General features: G+C 66.2%; 24 protein-coding genes and 1 tRNA gene (1 of these 25 running past the window's edge). 4 read left to right on the top strand and 21 right to left on the bottom strand.

What is annotated here, in order from left to right; all coding sequences use genetic code 11:
• Together ACVILH_RS03255 and ACVILH_RS03250 are read right to left on the bottom strand one after the other, a co-directional pair.
• A protein-coding gene (locus ACVILH_RS03255) for an NAD(P)H-dependent oxidoreductase (protein ID WP_456711596.1) crosses the window boundary here: on the bottom strand, positions 1-173 show its 5' end (the start). It extends 1,132 nt beyond the left edge of the window; the window shows 173 of its 1,305 coding nt (coding positions 1-173); the start codon lies at positions 171-173; its stop codon lies off the left edge, out of view.
• Between the two features lie 201 nt (positions 174-374).
• On the bottom strand, positions 375-1,175 hold the full coding sequence (locus ACVILH_RS03250) for a phytanoyl-CoA dioxygenase family protein (RefSeq protein WP_434893457.1): 801 nt from the start codon (positions 1,173-1,175) through the stop codon (positions 375-377).
• Between the two features lie 163 nt (positions 1,176-1,338).
• Here ACVILH_RS03250 and ACVILH_RS03245 point away from each other — a divergent pair, with 163 nt between their 5' ends.
• A complete protein-coding gene (locus ACVILH_RS03245; protein ID WP_456711595.1) occupies positions 1,339-1,881 on the top strand; it encodes a methylated-DNA--[protein]-cysteine S-methyltransferase in 543 nt (180 codons plus the stop codon).
• A 28-nt stretch (positions 1,882-1,909) separates the two neighbouring features.
• On the opposite strand, the gene ACVILH_RS03240 is transcribed toward ACVILH_RS03245, so the two are convergent.
• The 4 genes from ACVILH_RS03240 to ACVILH_RS03225 all read right to left on the bottom strand — a co-directional run bounded on the left by ACVILH_RS03240 (position 1,910) and on the right by ACVILH_RS03225 (position 5,385).
• Positions 1,910-2,773 carry an MBL fold metallo-hydrolase gene (locus ACVILH_RS03240; RefSeq protein WP_456711594.1) on the bottom strand — a complete coding sequence of 288 codons (864 nt, stop codon included), beginning with the start codon at positions 2,771-2,773 and terminating at the stop codon, positions 1,910-1,912.
• A 22-nt stretch (positions 2,774-2,795) separates the two neighbouring features.
• Positions 2,796-3,410, bottom strand: a complete 615-nt coding sequence (locus ACVILH_RS03235; RefSeq protein ID WP_456711593.1) for a glutathione S-transferase family protein — start codon at positions 3,408-3,410, stop codon at positions 2,796-2,798.
• A gap of 191 nt (positions 3,411-3,601) precedes the next feature.
• Positions 3,602-4,444 carry a fumarylacetoacetate hydrolase family protein gene (locus tag ACVILH_RS03230; RefSeq protein ID WP_456711592.1) on the bottom strand — a complete coding sequence of 281 codons (843 nt, stop codon included), beginning with the start codon at positions 4,442-4,444 and terminating at the stop codon, positions 3,602-3,604.
• Between the two features lie 77 nt (positions 4,445-4,521).
• On the bottom strand, positions 4,522-5,385 hold the full coding sequence (locus ACVILH_RS03225; protein ID WP_456711591.1) for an MBL fold metallo-hydrolase: 864 nt from the start codon (positions 5,383-5,385) through the stop codon (positions 4,522-4,524).
• Between the two features lie 116 nt (positions 5,386-5,501).
• Here ACVILH_RS03225 and ACVILH_RS03220 point away from each other — a divergent pair, with 116 nt between their 5' ends.
• Complete coding sequence (locus ACVILH_RS03220; RefSeq protein ID WP_006612388.1) at positions 5,502-5,957, top strand: DUF3775 domain-containing protein; 456 nt, start codon at positions 5,502-5,504, stop codon at positions 5,955-5,957.
• Positions 5,958-6,248: 291 nt separating this feature from the next.
• Here ACVILH_RS03220 and ACVILH_RS03215 read toward each other — a convergent pair whose 3' ends face one another.
• Both ACVILH_RS03215 and ACVILH_RS03210 read right to left on the bottom strand, forming a co-directional pair.
• Complete coding sequence (locus ACVILH_RS03215) at positions 6,249-7,031, bottom strand: SDR family oxidoreductase (protein WP_006612387.1); 783 nt, start codon at positions 7,029-7,031, stop codon at positions 6,249-6,251.
• A 136-nt stretch (positions 7,032-7,167) separates the two neighbouring features.
• Positions 7,168-7,683: a CvpA family protein gene (locus ACVILH_RS03210; protein WP_456711590.1), complete on the bottom strand. Its 516-nt coding sequence runs from the start codon at positions 7,681-7,683 to the stop codon at positions 7,168-7,170.
• A 114-nt stretch (positions 7,684-7,797) separates the two neighbouring features.
• On the opposite strand from ACVILH_RS03210, the gene ACVILH_RS03205 reads away from it, so the two are divergent.
• Positions 7,798-8,559 carry an SDR family NAD(P)-dependent oxidoreductase gene (locus ACVILH_RS03205; RefSeq protein WP_456711589.1) on the top strand — a complete coding sequence of 254 codons (762 nt, stop codon included), beginning with the start codon at positions 7,798-7,800 and terminating at the stop codon, positions 8,557-8,559.
• On the opposite strand, the gene ACVILH_RS03200 is transcribed toward ACVILH_RS03205, so the two are convergent.
• Together ACVILH_RS03200 and ACVILH_RS03195 are read right to left on the bottom strand one after the other, a co-directional pair.
• The gene (locus tag ACVILH_RS03200; protein ID WP_456711588.1) at positions 8,556-10,160 is read right to left on the bottom strand and encodes a GMC family oxidoreductase; all 1,605 of its coding nucleotides are present in this window, start codon (positions 10,158-10,160) and stop codon (positions 8,556-8,558) included. The genes ACVILH_RS03205 and ACVILH_RS03200 overlap by 4 nt on opposite strands.
• Before the next feature lie 83 nt (positions 10,161-10,243).
• Positions 10,244-11,677 carry a coniferyl aldehyde dehydrogenase gene (locus ACVILH_RS03195; RefSeq protein ID WP_456711587.1) on the bottom strand — a complete coding sequence of 478 codons (1,434 nt, stop codon included), beginning with the start codon at positions 11,675-11,677 and terminating at the stop codon, positions 10,244-10,246.
• 483 nt (positions 11,678-12,160) lie between these two features.
• Between ACVILH_RS03195 and ACVILH_RS03190 the strand changes: the two genes are divergently transcribed.
• Positions 12,161-12,237 (top strand) — tRNA-Met (locus ACVILH_RS03190).
• A gap of 63 nt (positions 12,238-12,300) precedes the next feature.
• On the opposite strand, the gene ACVILH_RS03185 is transcribed toward ACVILH_RS03190, so the two are convergent.
• The 11 genes from ACVILH_RS03185 to nosZ form a co-directional block, all read right to left on the bottom strand.
• Positions 12,301-13,998: a GMC family oxidoreductase gene (locus ACVILH_RS03185; RefSeq protein ID WP_456716860.1), complete on the bottom strand. Its 1,698-nt coding sequence runs from the start codon at positions 13,996-13,998 to the stop codon at positions 12,301-12,303.
• Between the two features lies 1 nt (position 13,999).
• Positions 14,000-14,668 (bottom strand): gluconate 2-dehydrogenase subunit 3 family protein, encoded by a 669-nt coding sequence (locus ACVILH_RS03180; RefSeq protein ID WP_456711586.1) that lies wholly within the window; start codon positions 14,666-14,668, stop codon positions 14,000-14,002.
• Complete coding sequence (locus ACVILH_RS03175; protein WP_456711585.1) at positions 14,661-15,635, bottom strand: hypothetical protein; 975 nt, start codon at positions 15,633-15,635, stop codon at positions 14,661-14,663. Before ACVILH_RS03175 ends, ACVILH_RS03180 begins: the two co-directional genes overlap by 8 nt.
• On the bottom strand, positions 15,632-16,738 hold the full coding sequence (locus tag ACVILH_RS03170) for an enolase C-terminal domain-like protein (RefSeq protein ID WP_456711584.1): 1,107 nt from the start codon (positions 16,736-16,738) through the stop codon (positions 15,632-15,634). The genes ACVILH_RS03175 and ACVILH_RS03170 overlap by 4 nt, the downstream gene beginning before the upstream one ends.
• Positions 16,738-18,513 carry a thiamine pyrophosphate-requiring protein gene (locus tag ACVILH_RS03165; protein WP_456711583.1) on the bottom strand — a complete coding sequence of 592 codons (1,776 nt, stop codon included), beginning with the start codon at positions 18,511-18,513 and terminating at the stop codon, positions 16,738-16,740. Before ACVILH_RS03165 ends, ACVILH_RS03170 begins: the two co-directional genes overlap by 1 nt.
• A gap of 270 nt (positions 18,514-18,783) precedes the next feature.
• The gene (locus tag ACVILH_RS03160) at positions 18,784-19,782 is read right to left on the bottom strand and encodes an FAD:protein FMN transferase (protein ID WP_456711582.1); all 999 of its coding nucleotides are present in this window, start codon (positions 19,780-19,782) and stop codon (positions 18,784-18,786) included.
• A gap of 10 nt (positions 19,783-19,792) precedes the next feature.
• Entirely contained in the window at positions 19,793-20,338 is a 546-nt protein-coding gene (locus ACVILH_RS03155) for a nitrous oxide reductase accessory protein NosL (protein ID WP_456711581.1), read from the bottom strand.
• A complete protein-coding gene (locus ACVILH_RS03150) occupies positions 20,335-21,165 on the bottom strand; it encodes an ABC transporter permease subunit (RefSeq protein WP_456711580.1) in 831 nt (276 codons plus the stop codon). Before ACVILH_RS03150 ends, ACVILH_RS03155 begins: the two co-directional genes overlap by 4 nt.
• A complete protein-coding gene (locus ACVILH_RS03145) occupies positions 21,162-22,082 on the bottom strand; it encodes an ATP-binding cassette domain-containing protein (RefSeq protein WP_456711579.1) in 921 nt (306 codons plus the stop codon). Before ACVILH_RS03145 ends, ACVILH_RS03150 begins: the two co-directional genes overlap by 4 nt.
• Positions 22,079-23,467: a nitrous oxide reductase family maturation protein NosD gene (locus ACVILH_RS03140; RefSeq protein ID WP_456711578.1), complete on the bottom strand. Its 1,389-nt coding sequence runs from the start codon at positions 23,465-23,467 to the stop codon at positions 22,079-22,081. Before ACVILH_RS03140 ends, ACVILH_RS03145 begins: the two co-directional genes overlap by 4 nt.
• Before the next feature lie 2 nt (positions 23,468-23,469).
• Entirely contained in the window at positions 23,470-25,389 is a 1,920-nt protein-coding gene (nosZ, locus tag ACVILH_RS03135) for a TAT-dependent nitrous-oxide reductase (RefSeq protein WP_456711577.1), read from the bottom strand.
• Between the last annotated feature and the right edge of the window lie 6 nt (positions 25,390-25,395).

The following is a 25,395-nucleotide window of genomic DNA, read 5'->3' as shown; positions in this document are numbered from 1 at the left end:
CAGGCATCACGCGCACGTTCTGGATCGAGATCGATGATGATGGGCACCTCGAGGCCCGCGACATGCGGCACCTGCGACAGGAACATCGAGCCGAACTTGCCGGCACCGATCAGCGCGACACGGACAGGCTTGCCGGCGGCAGCGCGGGCTTGGAGGAGGGAATGGAGGTTCATAATAATGTCTAGGTCCAAAGATGATCGCGATATGCAGCTACTCATTCCGTCGTCATGGCCGGGCTTGACCCGCTTGCGGGGCCGAAGCCGCTTCGGCGACGAAGACCCGGCATCCATCTCTCAGCGGGCGGCTTTCCCGAGAGGATGGATGCCCGGGTCAATCCCGGGCATGACGACCTCTTTTGTGGCGAGAGGCGTGCCTTACTCCGCCGCCTCGCGATGCGCGCGCGCAAGCTGCAGCAACGCATCGTCGGGCAGCGTTTCGATCGGCGTGAAGTCGCGGTGTGCAATGTACTCCGGCCTTGTCGGAGTACGAATGTGGTTCGAGACCGCGTTCAGCGTCAGGTACACGATCTTGCGCGGATAGGGCGTGATGTTGCCGGCCGAGCCGTGCACGAGATTGCCGTGGAACATCAGCATGCCGCCGGGCTTGCCGGTCGGCGCGACGATGCCGCCCTCAGCGACGAGGCGCGTCACCGTCGCCTCGTCGAGCGTCCACAGCGGATAGGATGTGGTGGCGAGATCGTGCGAGGCCTCGAGATCGCCGGCATGCTGACTGCGCGGCACCAGCATCAAGGGACCGTTGATCGGCATCACCTCGTCAAGGAAGATCGCGATGTTCATGGCGCGTGGCTCGGGCATGCCGTCGTCGCGCTTCCAGGTGCCGTAGTCCTGGTGCCATTGCCAGACGTCGCCGGTGAAGGCCGACTTCGCGTTGATCTTGAACTGATGCATGTAGAGCTTCTCGCCAAAGATCTGCTCGATCGGCTCGATCATGCGCGGATGCGCTGCCAGCACGCGGAACGCGTCATTGTAGAGATGCGCTGCAAACGCCGTCCGCGGCGCGCCGCTCTTCTCGCGCCAGACCTCGGGCCTGTCGGCCGCATAGATCGCCTCCGCCTCGCGGGCGAGGAAGGCGGTCTCCTCCGGGCTGAACAGCTCGGGCAGGAACAGCCAGCCCTCGCGGTTGAAGAATGCGATCTGCTCCGGTGTCAGCTTCATGGCGCTCTCCTGGCTTGCTTCCTCGACGCAGGCGCCCGGTCTTCGCCGGGCTGCCTCTCCCGCTCCACCTGTCGACATTGGCAGAATCCGGGTGGATCGCAACATTCTCCAAGCCTAATTTGCTCAGCCGATGATACGGGGCAGAGCGACGATGGAGCCCGCCATGTCAGACCACCTTTATGCACTGTTCGAAACCGCGATCGGCACCTGTGCGATCGCCTGGGGCCCACGCGGCATCAACGCGGTGCAACTGCCGATGGGCAGCGCGGCGCAGATCAGGACGCGGATGCAGCAGCGGGATGCCGGGATCGTGGAGGCTGAGCCGCCGCCGCATGTGCAGCGCGTCATCGCCCGCATCGAGGCGCTGCTGGCCGGAGAGCCCGATGACCTCAGCGATGTCGACCTCGATCTCGACGGTGTCAGCGCGTTCCAGCGCGGCGTCTACGACATCGCGCGGCGGATCCCGCCGGGGCAGACGCTGACCTATGGCGACATCGCCAAGCAGCTCGGCGGCGTGGAATTGTCGCGCGAGGTCGGCCAGGCGCTCGGACGCAACCCGTGTCCGATCGTGGTGCCGTGCCATCGCGTGCTTGCGGCGGGCAACAAGCCCGGTGGCTTCTCGGCCAATGGCGGCGTCGACACCAAGCTGAAGATGCTGGCGATCGAGGGCGCGGCGGTGAACTACACGCCGAGCCTGTTCGATTGACGCGAGCGCGCGGCCGGCAGACCGCGCGTCAGATCGCCTCGCAGGCGAAGCCGTTGCCCTTGCGCGTGATGCGGCCGGCCGAGGGCGACGGAAAATGCGCCGTGCAACACAGTGTCGGCGTGTCGCAATAGCGGTCGAGAAAGGCGCGCCGCGTCACGGCGGCCTGTGCGGGATCGACATCGAACCTTGGTGACAGCTCCGGATAAGCGAGCTGCAACGGCGTGTGGATCAGGTCGCCGGCGAAGACCGCGTCGTCCTTGCCCTTGCCGACGGCAACCGCGATATGGCCCGGCGTGTGCCCCGGCGTGAGCGCAAAGCGGACATGATCGCCGATCGCGAAGTCGTCGCTGACGATGTCGGCCCGCTGCGCCTCGACCACCGGCAGCACGCTGTCGGCAAACGGCGGCACCTCGGCCTTGGCATTCTGCGCGACCCAATAGTCGTATTCGGTTTGTGCAAACACGTAGCGCGCTTTGGGAAACGTCGGCACCCAGCGGCCATTGTCGAGTCGCGTATTCCAGCCGACATGATCGGTGTGGAGATGCGTGCACATCACGACGTCGATGTCGTCGAGCCCGATGCCGGCGGCGGCGAGCGCCCGCACGTAGGTGTCGTCGCTCTTCATGTTCCAGACCGGCCGTGCGCGCGGCTTGTCATTGCCGATGCAGCTGTCGATCAGGATGGTGTGGCGAGGCGTCCTGACCACGTAGGACTGGAAGCACAGGATCAAGGTGTCCTGCGCATCCAGTGCATTCGCGGCCCGCAACGCCTCGCGCTCGGCCGCCAGCATCTCCGGCGTCAGATCCGGAAACATGTCGCGCGCCGGCAGGAAGGTGGTCTCCTGCTCGATGATGCGATGGATGGTCGTGTCGGCAACCGAGAATTTCAGCATCGCGGCACTTTCTTCCAGACAGTTACGCGGCCGGGGGAACGGAGATCTTCACGGACTCGCGCTCCAGCATCTTCTGGTGAAAGGCGTCGAGCGCCGGATAGGCCTTGCGCCAGCCGCAATCGGCGAAGCGGAAATCGGCATAGCCGAGCACGCAGACGAGGCCGATGGAGACGACGTCGAACGGGCGCGTCAGCAGGTCGGGCTGCGCATTGAAGCGCGCCATGCCCATCCAGGCCCTGTTCCAATGATCGTCGGACCAGGCCTGCCAGCGCGTGCCCTCCGGGCGCACCATCGCCTCGTAGCGGCACAGCAGCATGGAATCGAGCATGCCCTGCAGCATCGAATGCTCGCTCTTGACCTTCCATCGCGACGGGCCGGAGGCGGGGATCAGCCTGTTGCCGCCGGCGAGCTCGTCGAGATATTCGACGATGACGTAGGAATCCAGGATGACGTCGCCATTGTCGAGGATCAGGACCGGCAGCTTCTTGAGCGGCGTGATCTTCATGTACTCGTCATTGGCCTGGCCGGGCATCACGGTGGCCGGCGTGAACTCGATCTGGTCGATCAGGCCGAGCTCGATGGCGGCGATCCGCACCTTGCGGGCGAACGGTGAGGCGGGCGAGAAGGTGAGTTTCATGTGATGCTCCTGGAATGCTCTTTCCGTCGTCATGGCCGGGCTTGACCCGCCTGCGGGGCCGAAGCCCCTTCGGCGCGGCGAAGGCCCGGCCATCCAAGGGCTCTGTAATGGCCCGCCGTTCAAGACGTGGATGCCCGGGTCAAGCCCGGGCATGACGACGTTGAAGATCGGGGCCGCCTGACGTCTCGACGTTACGCCTCGATGATCTCCTGGCGCTGCTCGCCGAGGCGCTCGATGCCGAGCGTGACGACGTCGCCGACATTGAGGAAGGTCGGCGGCTTCATGCCCATGCCGACGCCGGGAGGCGTGCCCGTGGTGACGATGTCGCCCGGCAGCAGCGTCATGAACTGCGAGACGTAGGAGATGCACTTGGCCATCGAGAAGATCATCGTTGCCGTCGTGCCGGTCTGGCGGCGCTGGCCGTTGACGTCGAGCCACATCGACAGGTTCTGCACGTCCGGGATCTCGTCCTTGGTGACGAGCCACGGGCCCACCGGGCCAAACGTATCGTGCGACTTGCCCTTGGTCCACTGGCCCAGACGCTCGATCTGGAAGTTGCGCTCGGAGACGTCGTTACAGATCGTGTAGCCGGCGACGTGGTTCAGCGCCTCGGCCTCGGAGACATACTTGGCGCGGGTGCCGATGATCGCGGCGATCTCGACCTCCCAGTCGAGCTTGGTCGAGCCGCGCGGCTTTTCGACCTGGTCATAGGGACCGCACAATGCGGTGTTGGCCTTGAGGAAGAAGATCGGCTCGGCCGGGATCGGGTTGCCGGTCTCCTTGGCGTGGTCGGAGTAGTTGAGGCCGATCGCCACGAACTTGGAAATGCCGGTGACGGGCGCGCCGAGACGCGGCTTGCCGGAGACGGCGGGCAGCGAGGCCGGATCGAGCGCGGCGAGCTTCTTCAGCGACTCCGGCGCATAGGCAGCGCCATCGAGGTCCTTCACATGGGCCGACAGGTCGCGCAGCTGGCCGGAGGCATCGATCAGGCCCGGCTTTTCCGCGCCTTTGTCGCCGTAGCGAACGAGCTTCATTGGTTTCTCTCCCTCAGATCCTTGGTATTCCAGAGCCCTGTCATGGAGCATGGCGGGGCGAAATTCAACCTCGCGGGCTATGCGCTGCCGCTGCCCGGCACTGCCTCGAAGCGAAAAGCGGCGCCGTCGCGTCGGATATGCCCGGCGTCGAAATGGCCGCCGATCACGAGCGTGCCAGTTTCGGCGAAGCGCGAGAACAGCGCCTGCCGGGTGGCGGCGGCCTGAACGGGGTCGACGTCGACGGTCGAGCTCCAATCGAGATGCGCCATCTGGCAGGGATGGTGCGCGACGTCGCCGCTCAGCAGGGCCTGCGCACCATCGGAGCGGATGTGCAGGCTGACATGGCCCGGGCTGTGGCCGGGTGTCGGGATCAGCGTGATCTCGTCGCTGATGACGGCATCGCTCGCGACCAACTCGGCCCTGCCGGCCGCGACGATCGGCTGCACGGAATCGGCGAAGGTCGCGGTCTCGTCGGCGGACTCGCTGTGGTCGCGCCAGTGCTGATATTCGGAACCGCCGAAGATGTAGCGCGCATGGGGGAAGGTCGGGACCCAACGGCCGTCGACGAGCCGCGTATTCCAGCCGACATGATCGACATGGAGATGCGTGCAGATCACCATGTCGATGCTGTCAGGCGGGAAGCCGGCCGCGCTCATCGTCTCCAGGAAGGGCGTCGAGCGGGCATTCCATATCGGCACGCTGCGGCCCTGCTTGTCGTTGCCGAGGCCGGTATCGACCACGATGCGGCTGGTCGGGGTCTCCAGCACCAGGCTGTGGATCGACATCTTCAGCCTGCCTTCGGCGGAGGCGAAATCGGGGGTGAGCCAGGAGAGCTCGCGGATCGCCTTCGGCGTCGCCTGCGGCAGGATGAAGCGGGTGCCGCCGACCGTCTCCAGCTCGGTGAATTTGGTGATCCTGACCCGGCCGACCGTCCACCGCATGCACGTTTCCCCATCTTGTTCTTGGTGGCGGCGACGATGCCGCGTCGCGCGTTCCAGTGCAATGGATCGACTCTCCGGAACAGGCGTTGTCGTGGCCAGTCCAAGAGGAGAGTGTCATGCCCGAGCTGACGATTTCACCGGAGAAAGTCGCCTTCCTGATCGAGAAGGCGCGCGAGTTCGACGTCAAGGAGCAGGCGACCGACGACGATTCCGGCTCGAATGCCGCCGATGACGACATGATCGACGTGCTTCAGGATACCGGCGACGATCCGGTCGTGCGCGAGATCACCGGCTTCATCAACGCGATGAGCGAGGACGAGCAGACCGATCTCGTCGCCTTGATGCGGCTCGGCCGCGGCGACGGTGACATCGACGAATGGGACGATTTGCGCCGCGAAGCCGCCGGCCAGCGCGACCGCCACACCGCGCGCTACCTGCTGGGCGAGCCGATGCTGGGCGATCTGCTGGCGGAAGGACTCGATGCGTTCGGCATCGACTGGACAGAAGGGCGGACCACGGCGGACTCGTCGAGCCCGAGCCAGCGCGACGAGGACGAGATCACGAAGCAGTAGTTCTTAGTTCGAGCCCGGCTGGCTTCCGCGCGTACGGTGTGCTCCCTCTCCCCGTTCTTCACGGGGAGAGGGTTGGGGTGAGGGGCAGCCGCACGGGAGGTGTGAGAGGGGCCTACGCGCCGGGAGTGTTCGGCGAGAGACCTGTACCCCCTCACCCGGATCGCATCTTCGATGCAATCCGACCTCTCCCCGCATCCGCCTTCGCTCTTCGAGCTACGGCGGACAAGAGCGGGGAGAGGTACGCGCGCAGCGACCGCTGTACCCAAAAATCAGCGACAGCAGATGCTGCGCTTACAGCGTCCCCGGGAACGCGCCGCCATCCAGCAGGATGTTCTGCCCGGTGATATAGCCCGCCTTCGCGCCGCACAGGAACGCGCAGGCCACGCCGAATTCTTCGGGATCGCCGAAGCGGCCGGCGGGGTTGGTCTTGGCGCGGTCGGCGAGGATCTGCTCCGGCGTGACGCCGCGCTTCTCGGCCTCGCCCTTGGCCGTCGAGCGCAGCCGGTCGGTCTCGAAGGGGCCCGGCAGCAGCGCGTTGATCGTCACGTTGTTGATCACGGTCTTGCGCGACAGGCCGGCGACGAAGCCGGTGAGGCCGGCGCGGGCGCCGTTGGACAGGCCGAGAATGTCGATCGGCGCCTTCACCGCGGCCGAGGTGATGTTGACGATGCGGCCGAACTTGCGCGCCATCATGCCGTCGACGACAGCCTTGATCAGCTCGATCGGCGTCAGCATGTTGGCGTCGATCGCCTTGATCCAGTCGTCGCGGGTCCAGTTGCGGAAATCGCCGGGCGGCGGGCCGCCGGCATTGTTGATCAGGATGTCCGGATCCGGGCAGGCCTGGAGCACAGCGGCGCGCCCTTCCGGCGTGGTGATGTCACCGGCGACCTCGGTCACCGTGATGCCGGGATTGGCGGCGCGGATCTCGGCCGCGGTCTTGGCCAGTGCCTCGGCGCCGCGGGCGGTAATCGTCACATGCACGCCCTCATTGGCGAGCGCGATGGCGCAGGCGCGGCCCAATCCTTTGCTGGAGGCGCAGACGATGGCGCGGCGGCCCTTGATCCCGAGATCCACGATTGATCACTCCGATATGTCAGTGGCTGGATGATGCGCGCATTCTAGCCAAGCCGGCCGCCGCTGATAAGGGCAGCCGTCCCGTGCCGATTTGCATGGCTCCAGATGGCATGGCTCCAAATGGCATGGCTCGCGCTCAGATGCGCCGCTCCTGCTTCAGCCGATCGATCAGACCGGCGACCTCCGGCGGCAGCGAGCGGAAGCCTTTGGCGCCTGCGAGCGAGAGGATCGGCCGCAGCTTTGAGCCCTCGAGGAAGCGCGGCTGGCGGTCCGGCGGGACGATCCGATCGAAGACCAGAACGAGCGTGGTCGCGACCATGCCGACCCTGATCGCGCCGAGCAGCGCGCCGGCCAGGCGATCTCCGAAGCCGGCTTCGGAACCGATCGCCTCGTCCAGCATGATGCGCCCGATCTTGCCCAGCGCGACGCCGATGACCACGAAGGCCGCGAAGAATTGCAGCCAGTTCTGCGCCAGCGGCGCGCCGTGCACATCCTGAAGCTGCGGGCTCATGGCCGCCACCGCCCCCATCGCAAGCGGCATCGCAAGCAGGTAAGCGAGGATCGTGATCGCACTGCGCAGCAGACCGGTGGCGAAGCCGCTGTAGACGGCGACCATCAGGGCAATACAAGCGGCGAGGTCGAAAGGATTCATGACTGATATGCAGTGGTTGTAGAGCCGCTGCCGTAAACAATTCGCCTTCTCGCTCCTTCAAATCGTCTGTATCAATTCGCGCCAAAGAAATGAGGGAAACGCAAGGGTATCGCCATGTCCAATCTGTTCGACGTCAGCCGCGAAGTGATTCTGATCACCGGCGCGAGCCAGGGGCTCGGCCGGCAGTTCGCCCGCGTGCTGTCCGCCCATGGCGCAGCGGTCGCGCTCGCCGCGCGGCAGACCGGCAAGCTCAAGGCGCTGGAGGAGGAGGTCAAGGCGAAAGGCGGCCGCGCCGTCGCGGTCGAGATGGACGTGACCAGCAATGCCTCGATTACCAAGGGTATGGATGCCGCAGAGGCGGCGCTCGGCCCGATCACCGTGCTGATCAACAATGCCGGCATCGCAGTCGAGAAGCTCGCCGTCGAGCAGAGCGAGGCCGATTGGGACGCCGTGATCGGCGCCAATCTGAAGGGCGCTTACTTCGCCGCGACCGAGGTCGCACGCCGGATGATCGCGCGCCAAGCAGGCGGCAACATCATCAACATCGCCTCGGTGCTTGGCTTCAGCGTGGTGAAGTTCATCTCGCCTTACGCGATCTCCAAGGCCGGCGTGGTGCAGGCGACCAAGGCGCTGGCGCTCGAGCTCGCCGCCAACAACATCCGCGTCAATGCGCTGGCGCCGGGCTACATCGATACCGACATCAACCACGACGTCTGGGAGACTCCGGCCGGCGAGAAGCTGATCAAGCGCATCCCGCAGCGGCGCGTCGGCCATGAGAGCGATCTCGACGGCGCCATCATACTGCTGGCCTCGAACGCGTCGCGCTACATGACCGGCAGCGTGGTCACCGTCGACGGCGGCTTCCTGCTGACCTAATCGGCGCGCATCTCGCCCCGGATCATGTCCGCGGCCTTCTCGCCGATCATGATCGTCGGCGCATTGGTGTTGCCGCCGATCAGGGTCGGCATGATCGAGGCATCGACGATGCGCAAGCCGGACAGGCCGTGCACGCGCAGCTGAGGATCGACGACGGCGAGCGAATCATCCACGCCCATCTTGCAGGTGCCGACGGGGTGATAGACGGTGTCGACGCGGGCCCGCAGGACGCTGCGGATGTCGTCGTCGGTCCTGACGTCGGAGGTGAACAGGTCGCGCGTGGCGAGGCTCCGCATCGCCGGCGTCTCCATCAGCCGCCGCGTGGTCTTGTAGCCGGCGACCATCGCCTCAACGTCGTCCTCGTCGCCGAGGAAGTTCGGATCGATCAGCGGCGGCGCCAGCGGATCGGCATTTCTGAGCGCCACGGTGCCGCGGCTCTTCGGCCGCAGCAGGCAGAAGTGGCAGGAGAATCCGTTGCCGTGGCGCTTGCGGCCGTGATCGTCGGTGACGGCCATGCCGAAATGCAGCTGGATGTCGGGAATGTCGAGGTTGGGGTCGCTCTTCAGAAAGCCGCCGCATTCGGCGAAGTTCGATGTCAGCACGCCGCGCCGCTCGCGCCGGTATTGACCGATACCGGCGAGCAGCCTCCTAATACCCTTCGGCGACAGCGACGAGAAGTTCGGGTTGTCCGAGGTGTAGGCGAAGATGAAGTCGGGATGGTCCTGCAGGTTCTGGCCGACGCCCGGCAGATGATGCACGCTGGCAATGCCATGCCTGGCCAGGGCAGCCGCATCGCCGACGCCTGAGAGCATCAGGAGTTGCGGGGTCTGGAACGCGCCGGAGGCCAGGATCACCTCGCGCCGGCAGCGGATCTCCTTCACCTCCTTGCCCTGGCGATACTTCACGCCGACGGCGCGCTTGCTGTCGAACAGGATCAGCGAGGCATGCGCCGCGGTTTCGACGCGGAGATTGCGGCGTATGCCGAGGTGCGGCTGGATGTAGGCGCGCGCCGCGCTCCAGCGCTCACCGTTCTTTTGAGTCACCTGATAGAGGCCGAGCCCTTCCTGGGTCTCCGCGTTGAAGTCCTCGCGGATCGGAAACTGCGCCTCGCGGGCGGCCCGGAGGAAGATCTCGTGCACGGGATTGTCGGTGCGCAGCCGGTTGACCGGCAGCGGACCGGATTGGCCGTGATACGCGCCATTGAACTCGGCATTGTTCTCGGCGCGCTTGAAATAGGGCAGGACGTCGTCATACGACCAGCCGGTGTTGCCGAGCGCGGCCCACCGATCATAGTCGGCGCGGTGGCCCCGGATGTAGACCATCGCATTGATTGCCGAGGAGCCGCCGAGGCCGCGGCCGCGCGGCTGATAGCCGATGCGGCCGTTGAGGCCCGGCTGCGGCACGGTCGTGAACGACCAATTGTTGACGGGGCCTGCGACCATCAGGAACAGCATGTAGGGCGTGGTGACGATCCAATTGTCGTTGCGTCCGCCGGCGTCGAGCAGCATCACCGATGTGCCCGGATCCTCGGACAACCGCCCCGCAACCGTCGCGCCGCCGCTGCCGCCGCCCACGACGATGAAATCGACGTCCTCCGCCACGCGCTATCTCTCCCTGATGGACTTCGTGTTGTTTTGCCGTCATTCCGGGTTCGCGCTTCGCGCGCCCCGTGATCAGGTGTTGATCAGCTCAGAAACCGCAGCAGCTTCTCGATCCGGGCGATGCTGGCGCCGTAGGGCGGATAGAGATCCTTCATGCGATTGAAGGGCGAGCGATAGAACACCGGCTTCAGCTTGCTGAAGCTGTTGAAGCCCCATTCGCCGTGATAGTGGCCGACGCCGGAGGCGCCGACGCCGCCCATCGGTTGGTTCATCTGCGCGAAATGCAGCAGGCAGTCGTTGATGGTGACGCCGCCCGACACGGTGCGCGCCAGCACGTCGTCGCGCGCGGCCCCGTCCTTGCCGAACCAGTACAGCGCCAGCGGCCGGTCGTGGGCGTTGATGAAGCGGATCACCTCGTCGGCGTCGCGATAGGTCAGGATCGGCAGCAGCGGACCAAAGATCTCCTCCTGCATGATCGCCATCTCGGCAGTTGCGCCGACAACGACCGTCGGCGGGAATTTCCGCAACTTCTTCCAGGCAGGATCTTCCGGGCTCGTTGCGCTCAAAGGTTTGGCGCCGCGCGCGATCGCATCGCGCAACAGGCCTTCGAGCCGCTGATAGTGCCGGTCGGAGATGATCGAGGTGTAGTCGCCATTGGCTGGGTTGGTGCCGAACATCCTGAGCATGTGGCCGTGGAGCTTGCCGGCGAAGGCGTCACGCCGCGCTTCCTGCACGAACACGTAATCGGGCGCGATGCAGGTCTGTCCCGCATTGAGCAGCTTGGCATAGGCGATGCGCTCGGCGGCCTCGTCGAGATCGGCGGAGACATCGACAATGGTCGGCGACTTGCCGCCGAGCTCGAGCGTGACCGGCGTCAGATTGCGCCCCGCAGCTTCAGCCACGATGCGGCCGACGCGTGTCGACCCGGTGAAGACGAGGTGATCGAAGGGCAGGGCCGCAAAGGCTTGCGCGACACCCTCCTCGATGCCGGTGACGGACAACTCGATGGAATCGAATGCCGCAGCGATCAGCTCGCGCAGCAGCGCCGAGAATTGCGGCGTCAGCTCGCTCGGCTTGATCAGCACGCGATTGCCGGCCGCGATGGCGCCGATCGCGGGCGCGAGCGTGAGCTGCAGCGGATAGTTCCAGGGCGCGATGATGCCGATAACGCCGAGCGGCTGCGGGATCAGCCGGTTGCGCGCGGGGAAGAACTGCAGCGAGGTCGCGATCCGCCGCGGCGCCATCCAGCGCGGCAGCATCTTCAATGTGTGCTTCAGCTCGGTTTGCAGGAACAGCGTTTCGGCGATGGTGGTCTCCACGGCGCAGCGATGGCCGAAATCCGCCGATATCGCCTGCTCCAGGCGCTTCTCATTGTCGGCCAGCATGGCCCGTAGCCGCCGCAGGCTGTCCTGCCGCGCAGCGAGATCCGGTGGCGACGCGCTGCGTGAGGCCTCGATCATGGCGTGAAAGGTGTCGTCGAGCGCGGTGACCGGGGGGCTCTTCAGGGAGTGGTCCATCGACGTGTCCTCGCATGGGCTGCGGCCGCGTTCCGGCCGTCGTTCTGGTTCGCCGTCGAAGCTGCCGCGTTGAGGAACCGTTGGCAAGCGCGGTGACTGGGCGATGCTGCCGAATGGTCGGCGGGCGGGACGGGCCTGCGCCTCGCCGCAGTAGCTGTTGCCCCTGAGGCGGCCCTCGCGCGCAACCGCGGACGTTGTGCCGCCGCCGAGCAGCATCTTTCGCGCTTTCAACTTTAATTATATGATTTCACTTGGATTTTTCAGGGGCACGGATTCGGCTGGCCGCTGTCACAATCCGGCAAAAAAACTTCCAAAAGACCCTTCCCAAACCAGCCTCGCATTGGTACATACCGCCCGCACCCGATGGCCGAACCGGCCGACGGGCTCAAGCCTTCTCAGGAAGCCTTTGGGATGAACTCGGCGGCGCTCAGACGCGTCAGCCAGGAGCACCCGACAATTCCCTGAAGGCCGTGCAAAAGTTAACGCGGGGTGGAGCAGCCCGGTAGCTCGTCAGGCTCATAACCTGAAGGTCATAGGTTCAAATCCTATCCCCGCAACCAAAGATACCGGAACGCCCGCAGCTTCGGCTGCGGGCGTTTTCGTTTTTGTGTCTTCTTTACGGCTCATGCAGGTTGGCTGGCTGCGCGCGTCTGTAATCCGCGCCTGGCCGGTCGCGCCAGTTCGCCGCGTTGTGCCATCGCGCGAATGCGGTCTGCCGTCCGGCAGGCGATGGCCTGGATGGTCAGCGACGGGTTGACGCCACCGACGGTTGGGAACACCGAGCCGTCGCAGATCCAGAGATTGGGGATGTCCCAGCTGCGGCAGTCGGCATCGACGACGCTGCTGCGCGGATCATCGCCCATCCGCGCAGTGCCGTTGAGATGGCAGGTGTCGTCGTCCTGGGTCCAGATGTCGTTGGCGCCCGCGGCCTGCAGCGCGCGCGTCATGAAGGCGAGCGAGTGGTCGATCAGGCGGCGGTCGTTGTCGCACCAGGAATAGGTCACGCGGGGTATGCGCAGGCCGTATTGATCGACCTCGTCGGCCAAGGTCACGCGATTGCGCTCCTGCGGCAGCATCTCGCCGACGATCTTGAGGCCGGCGACATGATTATAGTTGGTCATCTCCGCGACGAGACGCGATCCCCACAGCCCGCGCGCCTGCGCCAGCGTATTGGCCCAGAGCTGCGGCAGCGGGCCCTGGCTCATATAGGCGTAGCCGCCGAAGAAGTCCTTGCCCTTGTCCTCGTAGTTCCAGTGCTCGGTGATCGCGAGCGAGGGCGGGCCCTTGTAGGAGCGGATCTCGTCCTCCATCAGCCCCCACACGGCCTGGTTGGATTGCGTCATCAGGTTCTTGCCGACAAGGCCGGAGCTGTTGGCGAGGCCGTCGCGGTGGCGGTCGGTGGCCGAGTTGAGCAGCAGCCGCGGCGTCTCGATCGCGTAGCCGGCGACGACGACGTTGCGGGCGCGCTGGAAGTGCCAGCCGCCGTTGCGATGGTAGTGCACGCCCGTCACGAGATCGTGGTCATCCACCTCGATGCGCCCGACCATCGCGAGATCGCGGATCTCGGCGCCGGCAGCGAGGGCGCGCGGAATCCAGGTGACCAGCGCGCTCTGCTTGGCGTTGGTCGAGCACCCGGCGACGCAGAAGCCGCGATACACGCAAGGATGGGCGAGGCCGCGCGGCGCCGAGAGCGTGGCGAGCGGCGTCTCGGTCCAGGAGATGCCGAGCGCCTCGCATCCCCGTGCGAGCACGCGCGCGGCGGCGTTGAGCGGATGGGCGCGATAGGGATAGCGCGGCCGCTTCGGTCCCCAGGGATAGGTGACCGGGCCTGAGATCTTCAGCGCCTGCTCGACCTCGGTGTAGTAGCTCCACATCTCGCGCCAGTCGATCGGCCAGTCGGCGCCATAGCCGAGCAAGGTGCGCGACTTGAACCATTCGGGCCGGAAGCGCAGCGACACCATCGCAAAATGCACGGTCGAGCCGCCGACCGCCTTGCCGCTGTTATTGCTGCCGAGCTGCAGCGGATTGGCGCCGTCGGTGATGCGATCGTCGGTCCAGTACAGCTTGGTCTGCTCGGCCTCGTCGGAGGCGAAGTCCTCCAGCGGACGGAAGTAGGGACCGGCATCGAGCGCGACGACCGAGAAGCCATATTCGGCGAGCTTGCAGGCGAGCGTGCCGCCGCCGGCGCCGGTGCCGACGATGACGAAATCGACCGCCTCGTCGTCGCGATAGCTGCGCATCGGCACCCAGCCGCCGGGGCGGAACACGTCGGGAACGCGGCCGCCCGTTGCGCGCGGCGTGGTCTGCGGATCATCGGACATTTTATCGGACATGGCGGTTCGTCCTTGCAGCGTCAGTCTCGTGGCCCGGCTCGGCTTCGGCCGGCTCCCACGGATCTCGCTCGTTGACGTCGAGACGCACATAGCCGCGCGGGCTGGCGGGGCCGCCCCATCCGATCTCGCTCCATGCTGTCGGGTGCGCGTAGTAGGCCAGCACGATGTCGTGCAGCAGGCGGCGCTTGAAGAACTCGTCGCAGCGCATGTCGCCCCAGTCGGCGGCCTTGAGCTCGCCGGCTTCAGCGCGCTGGAGCAACCGATCCTGCGTCGCCTCCGAGAGTTCGGCGAATGGCTGGTGAAATGCTGCGAGCGCCTCGGCCTCGAGCGCGCGCAAGCCGCGCCGCCACGCTTCGCGGTGGCGGGGCATTCCATCAGTGCGATAGCCGTCGGCGATATCGGCGTGGAGCTTGCGATCGACCAGCGCAGCCACCGGGATCGGCGGCCGTGTTGATGGCTGAGGAACGATCCGCGCGGCAATCGCTTGGATCAATTGGAATTCGCTGGCGGAGAAAAACTGCGGCGTCGTCGTGACCGACAGGCGTTCGGCGATCACTTCGCGCGTCTTCTCGTTCCACGACGGTCCGTTGCGCTTGGCGAGCACGTCGTAGTCCGGATAGCGATTTGGAATCGCGGGTGGGTGCGAACGATCATGCATCGGGATGCTCCCGCATCAGGCCGAGCGCGGCGAGGCCGGCGAGCGCGAGACCGGTGAAGCTCGGCGGTGCCGGCAGCGGCGGTCCGGCCAGGATGTTCTGGCTCCAATTGCGCCAGCCGCCCATGTTGCGCGACACGCCATAGGCGTGGAAGCCGACGCCGATGAAACCCATTGCCGCCAGCAACCACATCCAGGCGCGTGTCAAAGGATGCCTGCGGTTCTGGTCATCATCGGGATCGCGCGCGGCGGCATTGAACAGCAGCGCGGCGCCGAGCGGCGGCAAGGTCACGGGCACGGCCATGACCGGGTTGTGAAACGCGCCGCGGAAATGCAGCAGCCCGGCTTCGCCTGAGGTGCCGAGCAGCCCGGCCGCCGTGACCGCCGCGATGGTGCGGGCGGCCGGCAGGCCGAACACATGCGGCCGCTGCGCGCGGCTGGTGTCGCGCACGCGCTCGGAGCAGAAGCCGAGCAGGCCCGACAGCAGGATCGCCATCGGTGCGCCGAGCGGCGCGCCATAGAACAGGTTCTGCCAGCTGAAGCCGCCGACCTTCTTGGTGACGTTGTAGACGTGGAAGCCGGTGCCGGCGAGGCCGGTGGCGGCGGCGAGCAGGTAACTGCCATCGCGCAGCCGGTGCGCCCAGGGTCGCCGGTCGGCGGTGCCGTGCGCGCTCATCGCGAGCGTGAGTGCCGACACGGCCAGCGGCGTATACATCGCCTTGTTCTTGAACGAGCCGCGATAATGCTCGACGCTGCTGTCGGCGAGCACCGAGGCCGCCAGCATGCCCGCGGCGCGATTGAGCCGGCGCGCGGCGCGGACAGCGGCGCGCGGATGCGGGCCTGCGCGCTGCGGCAGGCTCGCCAGCGTCGCCGAGAGTTTGGTTGGACGTTTCGGTTGCAACATCGCCGTCGCGGCGATGGCGGAGAAAGCGAGGCCGGCTCCTATCAGCCAATCGGTGTCGTTGCTCATGTCGCACTCACTGCGTAGCGCGCCGCATCGGCGTGCTTGAAGACAAGGCCATGCCCGGGGCGGGTGAGGTCGGGACGGATCTTGCCGTCCTTCGGCCGCGGCGCGCCGTCGAACAGCATGTGCTCGATGCGGACATGGTCGTGAAACCATTCGAGATGGCGCAGCCGCGGCGCCGCGCAGGCGGCGTGCAGATGCAGGGACGGCGCGCAGTGGCCGGAGAGATCGGTGTGAAACCCGTCGCACAGCGCGGCGATCTGCCGGAAGCCGGTGATGCCGCCACAGCGTGTGATGTCGGCCTGCTGGACGTCGACCGCGCCGGCTTGCAGCATGTTGCGCACCTGATCGGTCGTGTAGCTGTACTCGCCGGCCGCAACATCGATCCCTGCGGGAAGATGCTCGCGGACCAGCCGCAGGCCGGCCAGATCATCCGACGACACAGGCTCCTCGAACCAGCTCACGCCGAGATCCGAGAAAGGCTGCGCCAGCCCGAGTGCCTGCTTGGGGCTGTAGGCGCCGTTGGCATCGACGAACAATGCCGCGCGCTCCCCGATCGCGAGCCTGGCGACCTCGACCCGATGCGGATCGCGCGCAGGATCGGAGCCGACCTTCATCTTGACGTAAGCGCAGCCCTGCTCGGCGACCCATCCCGCGAGCTGCCTGCGCAGCTCGTCATCCGAATAGCTGGTGAAGCCGCCGCTGCCATAGATCGGGATTTCCTCGCGAAAGCTGCCGAGCAGCGCGCAGAGCGGCAGATCCAGCAGCCGCGCCTTGAGATCATGCAGCGCGGTATCGATTGCCGAGATTGCGGTGGCCGCCAAGCCCTGGCGGCCGAGATTGCGGATCGCGCGCTGCATCGCGGCCCACGTAAGCTCGGGCGCGAGTGCGTCGCTGCCTTCCACCAGCGGCGCCAGGGTGTCGGAGATCAGCCGGCCGATGCAGGCATGCGCATAGGTGTAGCCGATGCCGATCTTGCCGCGCGCGAACGCCTCGACCAGCACCATGGTCGTCGACGTCCAGCTGATCGTTCCGTCCGCCTCTGGCCGGTCGGTCGGGATCTCGAAGGCACTCACGCGAATGCTCTCAATCGGAACGGCCGCGTGCATCAGTCTTTCCCCGGCAGGATGCTGGTGACGAGCTCCTTGGCGCTGTTCTTCAGCACGCTGCCGAGCTCCGGCTCCGAGGGGATCATGCTGATGAAGTTCTTGGCGTCCTTGAGCGTGATGTGCGGCGGCAAGGGCGGCACGTTCGGATCTGTGTAGGCCTCGAGGATCACGGGACGGTCGGCCGCGAGCGCCTCGTCCCAGGCGGCGCCGACGTGATCGGGATCATCGACGAAGATGCCCTTGAGCCCGATCAGCTCGGCGTAGCGGTGGTAGGAGAAGTCCGGGATGCTCTGCGTCGACAGCGTCTTGCCCGTGCCGAGCTGAATGCGCTCCTCCCAGGTGACCTGGTTGAGATCGCGGTTGTTGAGCACGAGCACGATGAGGCGGGGATTGCTCCACTCGCGCCAATATTTGCCGATCGTGATCATCACGTTCAGCCCGTTCATCTGCATCGCGCCGTCGCCCATGCAGGCGATCACGGTGCGCTCAGGATAGGCCATCTTGGCGGCGACCGCGTAAGGCGTGCCGGCGCCGAGCGAGGCAAGGCCGCCGGAGAGCGAGGCCTTCATGCCGCGCCGCATCTTGAGATCGCGCGCATACCAGTTCGCCGCCGAGCCGGAATCGGCGGTGATGATCGCATTGTCCGGCAGCCGCGGCGACAGCTCCCAGAACACGCGCTGCGGATTGAGCGGATCGGCGGAATCCATCGCGCGGCGCTCGAGTGTCTTCCACCAGTCGCGGATGCCGTCCTCGATGCCGCTGCGCCAGCTGTCCTTCTTTTTCTGCTCCAGCATCGGCAGCAGCGCGCGCAAGGTCGCTGCGCTGTCGCCGACGAGATTGACCTCCATCGGATAGCGCAGGCTGAGCCTGGTGCCGTCGATGTCGATCTGCACGCCGCGGGCATCGCCAGGCTTCGGCAGGAACTCGCTGTAGGGAAAGGCGGAGCCGACCATCAGGAAGGTGTCGCAGGACTTCATCATGTCCCAGCTCGGCTTGCTTCCGAGCAGGCCAATCGAGCCGGTCACGAAGGGAAGATCGTCCGGCACTGCAGCCTTGCCGAGCAGCGCTTTCGCCACGCCGGCCTGCAGCCGCTCGGCGACCGCGATCACTTCATCAGTTGCATCGAGCGCGCCGGCGCCGACGAGCATCGCGACCTTGCGGCCGCTGTTCAGCACCTCCGCGGCTGCGCGCAGCTGCGCGTCATCCGGAACCTGCGCCGGCGCGGCATAGCCGAGGCCCGTGTGCGTGGTGCCATGCTTGAGCGGCGGATCCTCATAGTCCATCTCCTGCAGGTCCTTCGGCAGGATGATGCAGGTCACCGTGCGTCTTGTATGCGCGATGCGGACGGCGCGATCGACGAGATGGCGGACCTGCTCCGGCACGGTCGCCTGTTCGACATATTCCGCGACATCCTTGAATAGCGTCTTGAGATCGACCTCCTGCTGGTAGCTTGCGCCGATTGAGGCCCGCGCGGCCTGGCCGACCAGCGCGACCACGGGCACGTGATCCATCTTCGCATCATAGAGCCCGTTGAGTAGATGGATCGCGCCGGGACCTGACGTGGCGTAGCAGAGCCCCGGCTGTCCGGTGAACTTGGCATGCGCCGACGCCATGAATGCGGCCATCTCCTCATGCCGCACCTGGACGTAGCTCATGACGTCCTGTGCCTTGTCGAGCGCCACATCCAGCCCGCCGACGCCGTCGCCGGGATATCCATAGACGCGGTGGAGACCCCATTCGGACAGGCGGTGCCAAACGAATTCGCTGACGTTCATGGACGTGATCCTCGATCGGACGTGACGGGGGAGCGGCGTTGCTGCTGTCCATCAAACGTGCCGTCACGGCAAACGTTGCCGGTTTAACGAGAATTCATGTTGGGGATTGAACTAACAACGAAGCCACGTGAGCAGCAGGTTCCAATGCGCGGAGGAAGATGAGCCTTGGGTGCGCCGCGGCGCAAGATGCGCAGCCGCTATCACTCCCGCCGATGTGGGCGGCCCGCGCTTGAGTTGCGAAGATTCGAGGCGGTCGCGCGATGGCGGCGCTCAGGCGACGAGGTCGCTGGCCGCCCCGGTCGCGTCGATCAGGTGGACGCGCTCGATCCCCGAGCGGGGCAGCACGGCGCGGATCTCGGATGGCGACATCAGGCTGAAGGCGGTGGACAGCGCATCCGCCGCGGTGGCGTTGTCCGCGACCGTCGTCACGCTGCGATAGCGCTGCGCGCAGCCGCCGCTGCGTGGATCGAACAGATGGTTGAAGCGGCCTTGCGGATCGAAGCGGAAGCCGTAGGCGCCTGATGTCGAGACGGCGCGGTCGACGATCGGGAGCATCGCGACGGTGCGTTCGGTGTGCTCGGGATCCTCGATCGCGATCTCCCAGGGCTGACCGTCCGGACGCGCCCCGATCGCGCGGGCCTCGCCCATGTCGACGAGGCTCTGCTGCACGCCCTGGCTGCGCAAGAGCTCGACGATCCTGTCGGTGACATAGCCTTGCGCGATGCCGTTCAGGGTGAGCGTCGTGCCGCGCGGCATGACGATGCGATCGTGGTTGATCGAGAGCTTGCCGCAGCCCACGCGCGCCAGTGCATCGGCTACGGCTGGTTGTTGTGGGCCGCTCGGATCTGCATCGGGCCGCGCGAAGTGGTCGGCGTAGAGCGCCCAGAGCGGCTGCACGGTGGGATCGAAGCGGCCATCGGTCAACTCCGCATAGCGCTGGGAGCGCGCGAGGATGTCGACCAGCTCCGGAGCCGGATCGAGCAGCACGCCCGTGCGATTGAGGGCGACCAGGGCCGAGTCGGTCAGGTACAGGCTGAACAGCCGTTCCAGCCGGCGCGCTTCGGTGATCGATAGCGCGATCAGCCGCTCCGCCTCATGTGGGTCGTGATGGTGCAGCTTGATGGTCGCGACGGCGCCGAGCAGGGTGCCGCGCCATTGGACCAGGCTGGTGTCGGCCTTGGCGCGCGGCGTGCCAAGCGGAGCGATCGAGAGACCGGCGACCGCAGCGCTGATCTGGATGAAGCGCCGGCGCGAGAAGTGATGCGTCATGACGGGCACCTCAATTGGTTTTCCCGGCGTCCGGCTCGGCAGCGCCAGCGCTGTCCTCCGCCGCGCTCAGCACGTAGTCGCGCGGCACGTCGCTGAAGCTGACGACGCGGCCGCCATGCTCGGCGGCAAAGCGCTCGGCGGCTGACCGCTCCGAGAACGGCACGGCTTCGTCGCTGCCCATGCCGCTCTTGAGCCGGCTGCCGATCACGAACAGCGCGTTGCGCGCCTCGATCCAATTGTCGGCGCCGGGATTGTCCCAACTTGCGGCCTTGCCCATGTCGGAGACGTAGATCGCCTGGATGTCCTTCGGCTCATCGGGCAGCATCGTGAAGGCGATGGCGTCGCGCGCCGAGGAGAACCACACCGGCTCGATCAGGCTGGCGGCGAAGATCTGCCCCTTGGGACCTGAATGCTCGAGCAGGTTCATGCCGCAATAATGCCCGATCGCCTGTTGGGTCAGCTTGATCGGCGGTGGCGGTGCCGCGGCCTGTTTGTCGTTGCAGCCGGTCAGGACGAACGCGGCGGCGAGCGCACAGGCGACAGCGAAGCGTTTCATAGCTCCCTCCGGGAGAAGGCCAGCGTGGCGCCGGCGAGCGGGATCACGGTCCACAGCACTAGCGCGGTCAGCAGCGCCTGCACCGAAAGCGTGCTGCTGGCGGCGAGCCCGGCCATGCCGGAGAACAGGCTGACATTGGCGAAGCCGGTGAGGTTGAACAGCCGGTACGCATCGGCCGGGTTGAGCAGCAGCAGCGCGCTCAGCACGCCGCCGGAGATGGTGCGGCCCTGGTCGAGCACGAGGAGGCCGAGCAGGGCCATGTCGTAGATCAGCACCAGCAGCAGCCACAGCCCGATGCAAAGCCCCGCGGCCGTGCCGCGGTCGCGCACGACGGCGCTGACGAGATAGCCGATCGCGACGAAGACGGCGCCGAGCAGCACGGACGAGCCGATCATGGCGGCGAACGCAGCGAGCCCCTCGGCGTCGAAGCTGCTGCCGGTGATCAGCAGCGCCACGGCGGCGGCGCCATAGCCGAGACAAGTGGCGAAGGCGAGCACCGCGAGGTGGCCGAGGAACTTGCCGAGCAGCACTTGCCAGCGCGCCACGGGATAGCTCAGCAGCAGCAGCATGGTGCCGCGCTCCATGTCGCCGACGATGGCGTCATGCGCGATCAAGAGCGCGATCAGCGGGATCAGGAAGATCGTCAGGCTCGACAGGCTGACGATGACGACATCGAGCGCACGGGCGCCGACGGTGCCGGTCGGCGCGCTGCCGAGGAAGGTCAGCGACAGCGCGAGCCCGGCGAGCAGCAAGGTTGCGGCGAGCACCCAGCGATTGCGAATCGCCTGCTGGATTTCCTTGGCGGTAATGGTGATCAGACCGTTCATTGCGGGCGCTCCGCGTGGCGCAGGAAATGCGCGTAGAGCTCGTCGAGATTGGGCGGGATCAGCTCGAGATCCTGCACACTGTTGCCGTCGGCCGTTGCGCGGCGCAGCAGGTCGATCTTGTCGTCCGGCGCCGCGTCGATCTCGACGATGTGGCCGTTGATCCGGCGATAGGATGTGGCGGCCGGCAGCCAGGCCGGCGCGCCCGACGGCGGCAGGTCGGCCACCTTGACTCTGATCCGCGTCGGCAGCCTCGCCAGGCGGCGCAGCTCGTCGAGCGTGCCGTCGGCGACCTTGACGCCGCGGTTCATGATGATGACGCGGCCGGCGCGCTCTTCCAACTCGGTCAGCGCGTGCGAGGAGAGCAGCACGGTGGTGCCTTCGCCAGCGAGCTTCTGGATGACCTCATAGAACGTCTGGCGCAGCTCCGGGTCGAGCCCGGTGGTCGGCTCGTCGAGCAGCAGCACGCGCGGCCTGCCGATCAGCGCCTGCGCCAGGCCGAGACGCTGGCGCATGCCCTTGGAATAGGTGTTGACGCGGCGCTTCGCGGCATGGCCGAGGCCGACAACCTCGAGCAGCGCCAGCGCGTCCTTCACCGGCTCACGCTTGAGCCGCCCATAGAACGCCTGCGTCTCGCGGCCGGTGAGGGCGGCATCGAAGGCGACATTCTCCGGCAGATAGCCGAGCTGGCGCCGCGCCGAGAACTCGCCGGCGGCGGGATTTTCGCCGAGCACGGCGATCGTGCCGCGGGTCGGGCGAATGAGGCCCAGCATCATCTTCATCAGTGTGGTCTTGCCGGCGCCGTTGTGGCCGATCAGCGCCACCATCTCGCCTTCAGCAAGATCGAACGACACGCCCTTCACGGCTTCGACCTTGCCGTAGTGCTTGACGACGTCGGCGATATGGACGGTCGCGCTCATCGGGGTGTGCTCCCTGCAGCAGTGCGGCGCGCCGGCGGCGACATCAGCGGATGACTGTCGACGACGCCGCCGGGCAGGATCGCCGGGAATTGCGCCTGCGCCCAGCGGATCACCTGCACGGCCGGGCTGTTGATCAGCACCTTGGCCGCGGGCGCCGTCCACAGCACGCGGTCGATCAGGTCGTTCGGCCGATAGGCCGTGTCGGCGACGCCGTCTCCATTGAGGTCGAAGCCGGGATTGTCGCTCCAGTAATTGCCGCGGCCGTTCTTCGACCAGTCGAGATGGCGGGTGCCGACATATTTGATCTGGCTGGCATTGTTGACGAAGGCATTGCCCCGGATGTCGTTGCCCTCTGAGCCGGCGGTGAAGTGCACGCCGATCTCGCAGCCCTCGAACCAGTTGTCGGTGATGCGGTTGTTGTTGGTGTTGTAGACGAACACGCATTTCTCCGGACCCGGGCGAACGCCGCCCGTTTGCGTGACCGAACGCGTCTCGGTCTGCGGCACACCTTCGTCGGCGCCGCGGTTCTCGGCGGTGGCCCAGCGCTCCGCCGGCTGCAGCCCGCCGATGACGCTGTTGCCGGAGATCTGCGAGCCGTTGGTCGCGTTGAACAGCATGCCGCGGTCGCGGTCGTGGTCGGAGACGTTGTCCTTCACCACGAGGTTCTTCGAGAACATCATCGCATAGCCGATGATGTTGCGGGTCGAGACATTCCCTGAGATCTCGCCGTCATTGGCGTACATGTCGTGGACAGCGAAGCGCAAATCGCTGAAGCGATTATGGCTGAAGACGTTGTTGCGGCTGGTGATCACGAACACGCCGTCGCGTCCGTAGCGGATGTCGTTGTCGATCACCTTGGCGCCCGGCGCGTTCCACACCGAGACGCCGTTCCCGGCGCCGCCGGGATGGGCCGCGCGCAGGCCGATGATGCTGTTGTGCCGCACCTGCGCGTTGGCCGAGCCATGCAGGTACACGCCGAACAGATTTCCGTCGATGTGATTGTTCTCGATCACCGTGTCGTGCGCGGCCTGTTCGACGAATACGCCGGAATCCATCTGCTCCAACGAGTGGCCGGAGCCGCGGATCGTGAGGCCACGAATGACCGCGCCCGGCGCGGTCACGGTGATGACGCTGCCCTGGCCGTCGGCCGTGATGGTGGTGCCCGGGGAGCCGGTCAGCGTGATGCTGTGCGTGACGCGCAGCGGCCCGCGATATGTGCCGTCGGACAGCGAGATCTCGTCGCCGTCAACGGCCCGATCCAGCACAGCCTGCAGATCCTTGGTCTCGGGCGCGACCTGCAGCGTCGCCGCGCGAGCAGGCAAGGCGAGGCCGGCGGCGAGAACCGCCGCCAGCCCCGATGTCGTGATCTGGCGCATCCGCCGCATCGTCAGGCGTTCCGCGGCGAGACCAGCATGCGGCCGCGCATTTCCATGTGCATGGCGTGGCAGAACCATGTGCAGAAATACCAGTAGACGCCGGGCTTGTCGGCGATGAACGTCACCGACGAGGTCTGCTGCGGATCGATCTCCATGTTGACGCCGTAGTTGACGATGCAGAAGCCGTGCACGAGGTCCTCGACGTCGTCGATGTTGGTGACATAGACCGTCACCTCGTCGCCCTGCTTGACCTCGAACTTCTCGAGCGCATAGGCCGGCGCGCTGGACCACATGTAGACGCGGACCTTGTTGCCGTCGCGGATCACCTTGCCGTCGCTCTCCAGGGTGACGCCGTCGGCCGCGGCCTGCTTGCGGGCGTCGGCGAAGAACGGATCGTCGCGCTTCCAGATCGAGGTCACGCGGCCCTCGAGCTTGGAGCGGTGCACGATCACGGCATCATGCGGCTCGGCGAAGCTCGGGCCGTCATGCACCAGCTCCATCTTGTCGCCGGAGATGTCGATCAGCTGATCGTTCTCGGGCTTGAGCGGACCGACATTGAGGAAGCGATCCTTGGAGAACTTGTTCAGCGACAGCAGCCATTTGCCGTCGGCCTCGCGGGTCTCGCCCATCGAGGCGTGGTTGTGGCCCGGCTGATACTGGACGTCGAGCTTCTGGATGATCGGATTGACCTTCTCGCCCTTGAACGCGCGCTTGGCGAGGTCGAGGCTCCATTTGCAGACCTGGCTGTCGAGGAACAGCGTGGTGTAGGCGTTGCCGCGGCCGTCGAAGGCGGTATGCAGCGGTCCGAGACCCAACTCCGGCTCGGCCACGACGATGTCGCGCGGCTTGATCTTGTCGTCGAACAGGCCGTCGATCAGGCGGACGTCCATCACCGTCACGGTCGGCGCCAGCTTGCCGTTGGCGACGACGTGGATGCCGTCGGGCGCGGTGTTGAGGCCGTGCGGACTGTTCGAGACCGGCACATAGCGGGTGTAGGGCGAGCCCTTGCGGCCATCGATGACGGGAACGCCGTTCATCTCCTTGAAGTCGCCCTTCTTGACGGCTTCTTCAATGCGCTTGATGTTGAAGATCGTCACCCAATCCTGCTCGCTCGCCGTCATCTCGGCCAGCGTCACGCCCTTCTCGGAATTGTAGCAGGTCGCAAACGCATATTTGCCCTGGTAGTCGCAATCGGTGTTGTCGAGATTGCCGTCGACGATCACCTGCCAGGCCACCTTCATCGTGTCGCCGTCGACAGCCGAGAAGATCGAGAAGTATTTCGACTTGTCGTCGAGCACCGTGCCGTCGTTGGGCAGCGGCACCTCATATTCGCCGTTGCAGAACAGATAGCCGGTGCGCGGGAACTTCTGCGGCCGCATGCCGTGGATGGTGTACTGGTTCGGCAGCTCGATGATCTTGTCGCACTTCATCACGTCGGTGCGGATGCGGGCGAGGCGGGTGTTGGCCTTGTCGTTGATGAAGATGTAGCGACCGTCATAGGTGCCGTTGGTGAACGACATGTGCGGATGATGGGTGTCGCCGTTCATCCAGATGCCGAGCTTGTCCTTGAGCCGCTCGCGCGTCTCCGGCAGCAGGCCCTCGGTCATGATCTTGCGGCTCTCGTTGGTCTGGCCCCAGCCGGTGGCGCTGCAGCGGTTGAACACCGGAATGCGCATCAGCTCGCGCATCGAGGGCATGCCGACGATGCGCAGCTCGCCGGTCTGGCCCGAGGAGAAGAACACGTAGTATTCGTCGAGCTGGCCCGGCGCCACCTCCGCCTTGTTCTGCGCGGGACGCGGCTGTGCCGCGGCCGGCGTGGTCTCGAGGCTCTTGCCGAGGCCGATGCTGCCGGCTACGCCGGCTGCGCCGAGCGCGGCCGTGCCGACGATCTGCCGGCGGCTGAGTTTGTTGTGGTCGTCGTCGTGCGCCATCGTGGT

It is taken from the genome of Bradyrhizobium sp. USDA 4353 (genome assembly GCF_054063215.1).
The sequence above is the reverse complement of the archived record's forward strand: the minus strand, read 5'-3'. Positions and strand labels throughout refer to the sequence as shown.